Source organism: Embleya sp. NPDC005575, assembly GCF_040605455.1.
Taxonomy (GTDB): domain Bacteria; phylum Actinomycetota; class Actinomycetes; order Streptomycetales; family Streptomycetaceae; genus Embleya.
Genome location: NZ_JBEXCV010000240.1, coordinates 1 through 9,001, shown reverse-complemented (window position 1 = coordinate 9,001; position 9,001 = coordinate 1). Strand labels below are relative to the sequence as shown.

Annotated in this window: 9 protein-coding genes; 4 read left to right on the top strand and 5 right to left on the bottom strand. The window is 71.7% G+C overall.

Annotated elements, in window-relative coordinates; all coding sequences use genetic code 11:
* On the bottom strand, positions 1 to 388 hold a 388-nt coding region (locus tag ABZS54_RS40410; protein ID WP_355547623.1), incomplete at its 3' end, for an SWIM zinc finger family protein.
* A gap of 89 nt (positions 389 to 477) precedes the next feature.
* Positions 478 to 888: a cobalamin B12-binding domain-containing protein gene (locus ABZS54_RS40405; RefSeq protein WP_355547620.1), complete on the bottom strand. Its 411-nt coding sequence runs from the start codon at positions 886 to 888 to the stop codon at positions 478 to 480.
* A gap of 373 nt (positions 889 to 1,261) precedes the next feature.
* On the opposite strand from ABZS54_RS40405, the gene ABZS54_RS40400 reads away from it, so the two are divergent.
* Together ABZS54_RS40400 and ABZS54_RS40395 are read left to right on the top strand one after the other, a co-directional pair.
* A complete protein-coding gene (locus tag ABZS54_RS40400; protein ID WP_355547618.1) occupies positions 1,262 to 2,944 on the top strand; it encodes a M23 family metallopeptidase in 1,683 nt (560 codons plus the stop codon).
* Positions 2,945 to 3,014: 70 nt separating this feature from the next.
* Positions 3,015 to 3,932: a glutathione S-transferase C-terminal domain-containing protein gene (locus ABZS54_RS40395; protein ID WP_355547615.1), complete on the top strand. Its 918-nt coding sequence runs from the start codon at positions 3,015 to 3,017 to the stop codon at positions 3,930 to 3,932.
* Between the two features lie 78 nt (positions 3,933 to 4,010).
* Here the strand turns inward: ABZS54_RS40395 and ABZS54_RS40390 are convergent, their stop codons facing one another.
* Complete coding sequence (locus ABZS54_RS40390; protein WP_355547613.1) at positions 4,011 to 4,457, bottom strand: hypothetical protein; 447 nt, start codon at positions 4,455 to 4,457, stop codon at positions 4,011 to 4,013.
* A gap of 64 nt (positions 4,458 to 4,521) precedes the next feature.
* Positions 4,522 to 5,805: a PspC domain-containing protein gene (locus ABZS54_RS40385; protein WP_355547610.1), complete on the bottom strand. Its 1,284-nt coding sequence runs from the start codon at positions 5,803 to 5,805 to the stop codon at positions 4,522 to 4,524.
* Between the two features lie 133 nt (positions 5,806 to 5,938).
* Between ABZS54_RS40385 and ABZS54_RS40380 the strand changes: the two genes are divergently transcribed.
* Together ABZS54_RS40380 and ABZS54_RS40375 are read left to right on the top strand one after the other, a co-directional pair.
* Entirely contained in the window at positions 5,939 to 7,201 is a 1,263-nt protein-coding gene (locus tag ABZS54_RS40380; RefSeq protein WP_355547608.1) for a PspC domain-containing protein, read from the top strand.
* A complete protein-coding gene (locus tag ABZS54_RS40375; RefSeq protein ID WP_355547605.1) occupies positions 7,198 to 7,875 on the top strand; it encodes a response regulator transcription factor in 678 nt (225 codons plus the stop codon). The genes ABZS54_RS40380 and ABZS54_RS40375 overlap by 4 nt, the downstream gene beginning before the upstream one ends.
* 106 nt (positions 7,876 to 7,981) lie before the next feature.
* Here the strand turns inward: ABZS54_RS40375 and ABZS54_RS40370 are convergent.
* The coding region (locus ABZS54_RS40370) for an NlpC/P60 family protein (protein WP_355547602.1) at positions 7,982 to 9,001 on the bottom strand (1,020 nt) is incomplete at its 5' end.

Sequence of the window (9,001 nt, the reverse complement as noted above, 5' to 3'; positions counted from 1 at the left end):
GCTCGCGGCCCTGGTCGCCGAGTTGGCGAACGCGCCGCTGCGCGACTGGGTGAACCGGCCGCGCCCGTTCCTGAGCCACGACGGGCTGCATGTGCACGGCCACCGGGTCGGCCGCCCACAGGAGCAGCAGCCCGAGCACGTGTTTGCACGGGAACTTGCGGCTGGGACACGAACATTGCGACGCGGGGCCGGTGAGGTCGACCACGGTGCGGTACGGCGTCACACCGCTTCCCGCGCACACGCCCCACACCGCGCCGGCCCCACCGGCGAACTCGGCGGCGCCGGCGGCCGACCATGGTCGCGGCACCGCCAACCTGCTCCCGGCCTTGCGTGACGCGGCGTCAGGCGCGAGTGCCAGCACCTGTTCTGCGGTCCACCGTTCCAGCATGACGGTCACGGTACGGGCCCGCACCGACACGTGTGCACAGGCCGGTCGAACGCGCCCGGCGGTTGTCGGGATCCGGGCGAAGTGCCCGCTCAGGCAGAGGTGGTCGCCACGTGCGCGTGGACCCAGTCGACGATGTCCGTGGTCGGCGCGCCCGGCGTGAAGACCGCCGCGACGCCGATCCGCTTCAATTCCGGGACGTCCTCCTCCGGGATGATCCCGCCGCCGAACACCAGGATGTCCTCGGCCTCGCGCTCCTTGAGCAGTTCGATGACCTTCGCGAAGAGGGTCATGTGCGCGCCGGAGAGCACCGACAGACCGATCGCGTCGGCGTCCTCCTGGATGGCGGTCTCGACGATCTGGATCGGGGTCTGGTGCAGGCCGGTGTACACCACCTCGAAGCCCGCGTCGCGCAGCGCGCGCGCGACCACCTTGACACCCCGATCGTGCCCGTCGAGTCCGGGCTTGGCCACCACGATCCTGATCGGTCCGGGAACACCCATCACTGCCTCCATGTACCTAGCGAAGCCCTCGCCCGGAGCGTAACCCGCTGCCGCGACGGCCTGCCCAAGGTGGTCCCCGGCCGACCGCGCGCCGGCAAGTCCGCACGAACACGCCCTCGATCGATGTGGGTCGTCGCGGCCGCGGCCCGGGCCGCGGCGCCGAGGGCGGCACCTCGATCACCCTCGCGGGCGAAACGGTGCGACCTCTCGCTCGCGGCGCCGGTCCGCGGACCGCGCGAGCGGGTTCGGCCGTGCCGAACGGCATTACCCGCTCGGCGGCCTGACCTGCGGTTCTTATCGCGAGGATTGTCCTGTGAACGTCAAGAGCACTACAGTCCGATTCCGACCAGCCCCCGAGACGAAGGCGACGTAGGTGACGGACGATCGCTATCCGAGCGAGGATCAGCAGGGTCGCCACATCCCGGAGGCCGAGGGTGCGTACTCCTCTTACGGCCCGTCCGGTTCGATGCTCGGCGGCTACGACCAGGGGTACGGCCAGGTCACCGGATACGACGCGAACGTGTACGCGACCGGTTCCGGATACCAGGCGGTCGACTCCTCGGGCGGTTGGGGCGTGCCGAGCGCGTCGTACGACGGATACGACGCGAGCGGGACCTACGCCGCCGTCGACTACGCCTCCTCGAACCACGCCCCCGCCGGCTACGACGCGCCGGGTTACGGCTCCGCGACCCATGGCTCGTCGGGTTACGACGCCTGCGGGTACCAACCCGGCTACGACTCCTCGGGATACACCGCGGTCCCGGCCTACGACGCGTACGGCCGAGTGGACGGGTCCGGGTCGCCGGACGGGTACGACAGCGGGGCGCACACCGCGGTCACCGGCGGCTACGACACCGGCACCGGCTACGACGCGACCGGCACTTACGGCTACGCGGCGGTACCCGACAGCGGTGCGTACGGCGCCTACGACCCCGGGACGCAGACCCAAACCTGGGCGGGCACCGACACCGCGGTCCAGACCGCTCCGGCGACGCCGTACGTCGACCCGTCCTGGGACGGCGGCTCGAACACCGGTATGTGGTACGCCGCTTCGGACACCGCCGCCTGGGAATCCGACACCTGGTTCTCCCCCGTCCCGCCGCGCGACGACGCCGACATGTGGTCCGGTGGCAACCGCTCGGCCACGGACCTGTTCGACGACGGCTCGACCCGCGCGCCGGTCGAGCCCGCGTTCGATCCCGGTGACCACGACGACAGCGTGCCGGCTCCGACCGACAACGAGGCCGAGCCGGCCGACGTACGGGTCGAGCCGGCCGAACGGGTCGAGCGGCGGGACCGGCCGGCCAAGGACCCCAAGCCCAAGGAAGCCGCCGACAAGGCCCGGGTCAAGCGCAAACGTGCGTTCCCGCTGACCGCCGGCGCACCACTCGCGGTGATGGGCGCGGCCGCGATGGCCGTCGCCGCGGTCGGCGGCCTGCACACGGCGGGCGCCGAGACCAAGGACGCGGATCCGGTGGCGGGCGGCGAGGACCTGCCGCTGATGTCGCCGATGGACAAGCAGTTGATGGACCTTCAGGTCGGCGCCGAGGACTTCGCCGAGCGGGCCGGCCGCGCGCAGACCCGGATCTCGCTCCAGGAGCGCCAGGAAGAGGCACAACGGACCCAGGAAGCCGAGCGCAAGCGCAAGGAGTCCCTCAGGCCCAAGTACGTGCTCCCGGTCGCTCAGCGCGGCCTCAGCGCCTATTTCGGTTCGTCCGGCTCCCGGTGGTCGCACACTCACACCGGGATCGACTTCCCCGTCGACCTGAACACGCCGGTGGTCGCGGTGATGGACGGCGTGGTTCGAACCCAGTTCAACACGGCCTACGGCAACATGGTGATCCTGACCGGCAAGGACGGCACCGAGACCTGGTACTGCCACCTGACCCGGGCCAAGGTCCGCTCCGGCCCGGTCAAGGCGGGCGACGTGATCGCCTACAGCGGCGACACCGGCAACAGCACCGGCCCGCACCTGCACTTCGAGGTCCGCCCGGGCGGCGGCGCCCCGATCAACCCGCTCCCCTGGCTCCGGGCGAACGGCCTGGACCCGACCTGAGCACGCACGCGCCGGGCCGGCCGCGGCCCGGCGGCCGCCGACTCGGGGCTCGGCGATCTACCGTGGACGCATGACCACTTCCGAGGCGCAGTTCACGGCCGAGTCGGGCAGGAGCGGGGAGTTCGTCCGGCAGGGCAATCGGTTCACCGGACGACCCGACCCGGAGGCCGGCCGGTATCAACTCGTCGTGTCGTCGGCATGTCCCTGGGCGCATCGGGCGGTGATCGTCCGGCGCCTGCTCGGGTTGGAGGACGCGCTCGGGCTGTCGATCGTGGACCCGATCCGGGACGAGACCGGCTGGCGGTTCACCAACCACCCCGACGGGCGCGATCCGGTCACCGGCCTGGCGTTCCTGGCCGACGCCTATCGGGCCAGTGATCCGACCTACGGCGGCCGGGTGACGGTGCCCACGATCATCGACCTGCGCACCGGCCACGTCGTCACCAACGACTACCCGCAGATCACCCTCGATCTCTCCACCCGCTGGACCCCGCTGCACCGCGCCGGCGCGCCGGATCTGTACCCCGAGCGGCTGTGCGCCGAGATCGACGCGATCAACGCGGACGTGTTCCGGGACGTGAACAACGGCGTGTATCGCTGCGGGTTCGCCACCACGCAGGAGGCATACGAGGCGGCCTTCGACGCGCTGTTCGCCCGTCTGGACGCGCTGGAGGAGCGACTGGCCGGGCAGCGCTACCTGGTCGGCGACACGATCACCGAGGCGGACATCCGGCTGTTCACCACGCTGGTCCGCTTCGACGCGGTCTATCACGGTCACTTCAAGGCCAACCTGCGCAAGCTGACCGAGTATCCGGCACTTTGGGCCTACGCCCGCGACCTGTTCCAGACCGAAGGCTTCGGCGACACGGTCGACTTCGACCACATCAAGCGGCACTACTACGTCACCCACGACCGGATCAATCCGAGCGGTGTCGTGCCCAAGGGGCCGGACCCGGCGCTGTGGCACACGCCGCACGGGCGCGGCTGAGCAGACGCGGCCGAGCGGGCGCGACGAGGAGCGCGGGTGGGCCGGCGGCCCACCCGCGCTCCTCGCGTCGTCCGGTGGCTACTTGGTCGGGTCCAGGGTCGGCGGATCCTCGTCCGGGCGCTCGTCCTCGACCACCGGGTCGGCCGCGACGTCGGCCTCGGTCCCGACCGCCCCGACCGAATACGGCTCGTACCCGGCCTGCGCACCCGGGCCGGGCTCGTCCTCGGCCGCGCTCGGCTCGGCCACGGCCTCTCCCGCCGGGTGGGACGCGATCGGCGCGAACGTGGTCACCGACGCCATCCGGCTCATCGACGCCGCCGGTGCGGACTCGCGCGCCGGCAGCATCGCCCACAGCGCTCCCGCGAGCCCGGCCAGGCCCACGCCGATCGCCGCGGTGGCCAGGACCCACTCGGGCCGCACCGTCAGCGTGCCGGACGCGCGCAGCAGGTAGGCGATCGCGATGCCCGCGAAGACGGTGCCCGCGATCAGCGCCATCGGGTCGAAGCGGTACCTGTTCAGCCTCATCGGGAATCGCCCTCCATCCGGGTCGCGCTCGCGCGCGGGGTCGTTCGGGTGTCGATCGACGCGCTCATCGCGGCTCCCGCCCGTCGTCCCCGTTCAGCAGCTCGACCTCGCCGACACCGACCTTCAGGTCGAGCGTGATCGTGCCGCGCCCGGGCCCGACCCGCGCGGCCGTCGTCTCGACGCGCTCCGGACGGTAGCCGTCGTCCCGGCCGGCCGGCGTGCGCACCCGACCGACGTCGACACCGCCCTTGAACACCACCGTGACGTCCCCGGGCACCCAGACCTGGATCTGCCCGGCGCCGATCCGGGCCTTGACCGTCGCGCTGCCGCCCGGCCCGAGGTCGAGCCGCCGCAGGTCGATGTCCATCGCGCCCACGCCCAGGTGATACGAGGCCGGCAACGCGGCGACCGTGGTGGGCGTGTAGGTGCGCTCGCCCGACGGGCCGGTCAACGGCACGCTGATCGCGGTGACCGCGGACAGCAGCGCGGTGAGCGCGAGGGCGGGCAGGATCAACAGCCGCGCCCGGCCGAACCAGGTCCCCGCGAGCAGGCCCAGGCCCACGATGCCGAGCAGGATCGCGATCGCGACGGTGAACGTCACGTCCACGGCCCCGGTGTGGTCGAGCACCCACAGCAGACCGCCGACCATGGTGGCCACCGACAGCGTGGCCAGGGACACGTACGAGCGCGGACGCCTGGGCCGCTGCGGCACCGGCGGCGCCACGGGCGGTTCCTCGTCGCCGGATGCCGAACCCGCACCCGGCACCTGCCACCACATCGGCGGCCCGGGCACCGTCGCGCCGTCCGGCCGGACGTCGACCGGGGCGGGTGCCGAGGCCATCGCCGCGGCCCCGGCCGCGCCGACGGCGGCCTCCTGCTTCTTCTTCGTGTCGGACCACACCATGAACAGCACCACGGCGGTGATCATCAACAGCGGAACGGACGGACCGAAGCCCGAGTCCAGGTAGGTGAAGAACAAGGCGACCCCCATGACGGCGACCACGGTGGCTGCCGACGCCCCGTAGTCGAACTTCCCGGAGAGGATTCGGCGCAACATCGGTTGCTCCTCACCGCGGGCCGGGATCAACAGCCAGCCCAGGCTGTACACCAGTACGCCCACCCCGCCGAAGAGCGACAGCACCGCGAACACGATGCGGAAGATCACGGGGTCGAGGCCGAAATGCTCGCCGAGGCCGCCGCACACGCCCGAGACCATCCGGTCCTCGGTGCTGCGCAGGAGTTGGGGGCGAATCGTCGTCGTGGGCGCCGCGGACGACCCCGCAGGGCCGCCCGGGACGTCGCCGGCCCGGTCGCCGGCCGAGATACCGGGTTTCGTGTCGTCGTTCATGAGTCCATCGTGGCGCCCCCGGAGCCCGCTTCCCATCGGGCTCCGCCCTGGCGCACCCCCGGTTCGACCCTGAGGGCGAATCAGGGTCGGGCCCTGATGCGTACGGACTTGCCGCCGTGTGACGATCGGTCGTGTGACCGCCGTATATCCATCACCCGCCGCGCCCGTCCGGACCGCGCAGCCGATCCCCGGGCTCCGGCGCGCCTCGTCGCACCGGCTCGCCGGCGGCGTCGCACGCGGCCTGTCCGACCACCTGGGCGTCGAGGTGCTGCTGCTGCGGATCGCCTTCGTCGCACTGGCCTTCTTCGCGGGGTTGGGAATCGCGCTCTACGCGGCGTTCTGGATCTTCGTACCGCAGGGTCGGGAATCTCCCGCCCCGCTCACGCGCGAACGCGGGCGGGAGCGGCATCAGGCGCTTGCGCTGATCATCGTGCTGATCGCGGCGACCATGCTCACCGGCGTGGGCGCGACCACGAGCGGGACCAAGGTCGGCGACTGGATCTGGCCGCTGCTCGTGGCCGGTCCCGGCGTGATCATGCTGTGGCGCCAGGCCGACGAGTCGCAGCGCGACCGGTGGTTCTCGCTCGACGGCCGCAGCCGGGTGGCCGGCGCACTGCGCACCTTCGTCGGCGCCGCGCTGGTGCTGGCCGGCCTGGTGTTCTTCTCGTTCGGCCGGGGCGGCATCGGCGACGCGCTGGCCGCGATGCGCGGGGCCGGCCTGCTCCTGGTCGGTCTGCTGGTCATCTTCGGCCCGTATCTGCTCCGGCAGACCCGCGAACTGGGCGCCGAGCGCCGGGCTCGGATCCGGGCCCAGGAGCGGGCCGAAGTGGCGGCGCACGTACACGACTCGGTGCTGCACACGCTGACCCTGATCCAGCGCCAGGTCGACGACCCGCGCGAGGTGGCCCGATTGGCCCGCGCCCAGGAGCGCGAGCTGCGCGCGTGGTTGTACCGCCCCGACGGCGAGGAGCCGGACCGCACCTTCGCCGCCGCGCTGCGCTCGACCGCCGCCGAGGTCGAGGACGCGCACGGCGTGTCGATCGAGGTGGTGTGCGTGGGCGACTGCCCGGTGGACGACAAGCTCGCCGCGCTGGTGGCCGCCGCCCGCGAGGCGATGGTCAACGCGGCGAAGTACGCGGGCGGAGCGGCGATCTCGGTGTTCGGCGAGGCCGACGAGGACACGGTGACGGTCTTCGTCCGCGACCGCGGACCCGGCTTCGACCCGGACGGCGTACCCGCCGACCGGCTGGGTGTGCGAGAGTCCGTGATCGGGCGCATGCGCCGCAACGGGGGCGCCGCGCACATCCGCAGCGAACCCGGCGAGGGCACCGAGGTCGAGCTGGAGATGCGCCGCGCCGACGCCGGCCGGGCCGCTGTGGGAAGGACGAACACGTGAACGCCACCGAGAGCAGCACCGAGCGCCCCGAGGGGACGGCTCGTACCCGGGTGGTCCTGGTCGACGATCACCGGATGTTCCGCACCGGCGTACGCGCCGAGATCGGTGAGGCGGTCGAGGTGGTCGGCGAGGCCGACGACGTCGCGAGCGCGGTGGCCGTGGTCACCGAGACCCGTCCCGAAGTGGTGCTCCTGGACGTGCACCTGCCCGGCGGCGGCGGGGTCGAGGTGCTGCGCCAGTGCGCGGCGCTGATCCCGGCCGTGCGCTTCCTGGCGCTGTCGGTGTCGGACGCCGCCGAGGATGTGATCGGGGTGATCCGCGGCGGGGCGCGGGGCTACGTCACCAAGTCGATCACCGGCGACGAACTGATCCGCGCGATCGGCCGGGTCGGCGAGGGCGACGCGGTGTTCTCGCCGCGCCTGGCGGGCTTCGTGCTGGACGCGTTCGCGGCCACCGACGTGCCGCCGATCGACGAGGATCTGGACCGACTCACCCAGCGCGAGCGCGAGGTGCTGCGGCTGATCGCGCGCGGCTACGCGTACAAGGAGATCGCCCGGCGGCTGGTCATCTCGGTCAAGACCGTGGAGACCCATGTGTCCGCCGTACTGCGCAAGTTGCAGTTGTCCAACCGACACGAGCTGACCCGCTGGGCGACCGACCGGCGACTGGTCTGACCCCTGGCCCCCAGCCGCACGCGGAGCCGGGAACAACGACGGCGCCCTTTCCCGGAACGAATCCGGGAGAGGGCGCTGTCGAGGTCTGTACGCGGGTCCGGCGGGCCTAACCGGGTCGAACGGCCGCGTAGAACTGCATCGAGTTCACCGGCGCGATGGTCACGTTCTTGCCCGGCCGCGGGGCGTGAATGATCTGCCCGCCACCGATGTAGATGCCCACGTGCGAGTTGTCCGCGAAGAAGAACACCAGGTCGCCGGGCTGGAGCGCGTCCTTGGAGACCCGCGGACCGTCGTTGACCTGGGTCCAGGTGGTCCGGGTCAGCTTGACGTTGGCGGCCCTCCACGAAGCCTGGGTCAATCCCGAGCAATCGTAGGAGTCGGGGCCCACACCCCGGGGCACGTACGGCTTGCCGATCTGGGCCCGCGCGAACGCGACCGCTGCTGCGGCCCGGCCGGAAACCTGGACATTGGTGGCCGGCGGCGGCGTGTCGGGCTTGTCCCGCGAGCTGCGGTCGTTGCCACGCGTGTCGGTGTTGCCCGCGTGCTCGTCGGAGTCGAGGACTTCCTTCTTCTGCTTTTCCGTGAGGGTGTTCAGCAGTCGTTGGGCCTCGGCGAGCTTGGTCTGGATCTCGGTCTTGTTCTTGTTCAGCTCGGTCCGCAGCTTCTCCAGCTCCGCGAGCTGCGAGGAGGCCTCGGTGCGGTCCTGCTGGAGAACTCGGGCCTGCGCCGCGATCTGCTTCAACTTGGCGGCCTGTTGACCGTCGAGCTGGGCCAGCATCTGCGACTTCTGCAGGTATCCCTCGGGGTCGCCGCTGAGCGCGAGCGAGAGCGACGGCGGCAGACCGCCGCTGCGGTACTGGTTGGCCGCCAAAAGACCGATCTGATCGCGCAAAGTGTTCAGCGCGGCCTGTTCCTCGGTGATTCGGGCCTGCGTCTGGTTCGCGGTGCCCTGCTGCTTGGTGATCTGCTCCTCGACGCCGTTGGCGGCGTCGGTGGCCTTGATCACGTCATTGTGCAGCTGGTTGACCCGCTCCTTGGTCTGCTGGAACGACTGCGCGGGATCCGCGCTCGCGGTGCCGGCGAAGGTCATCACGCCGGTCATCGTCGCGGCGGCCGTGACGACGGT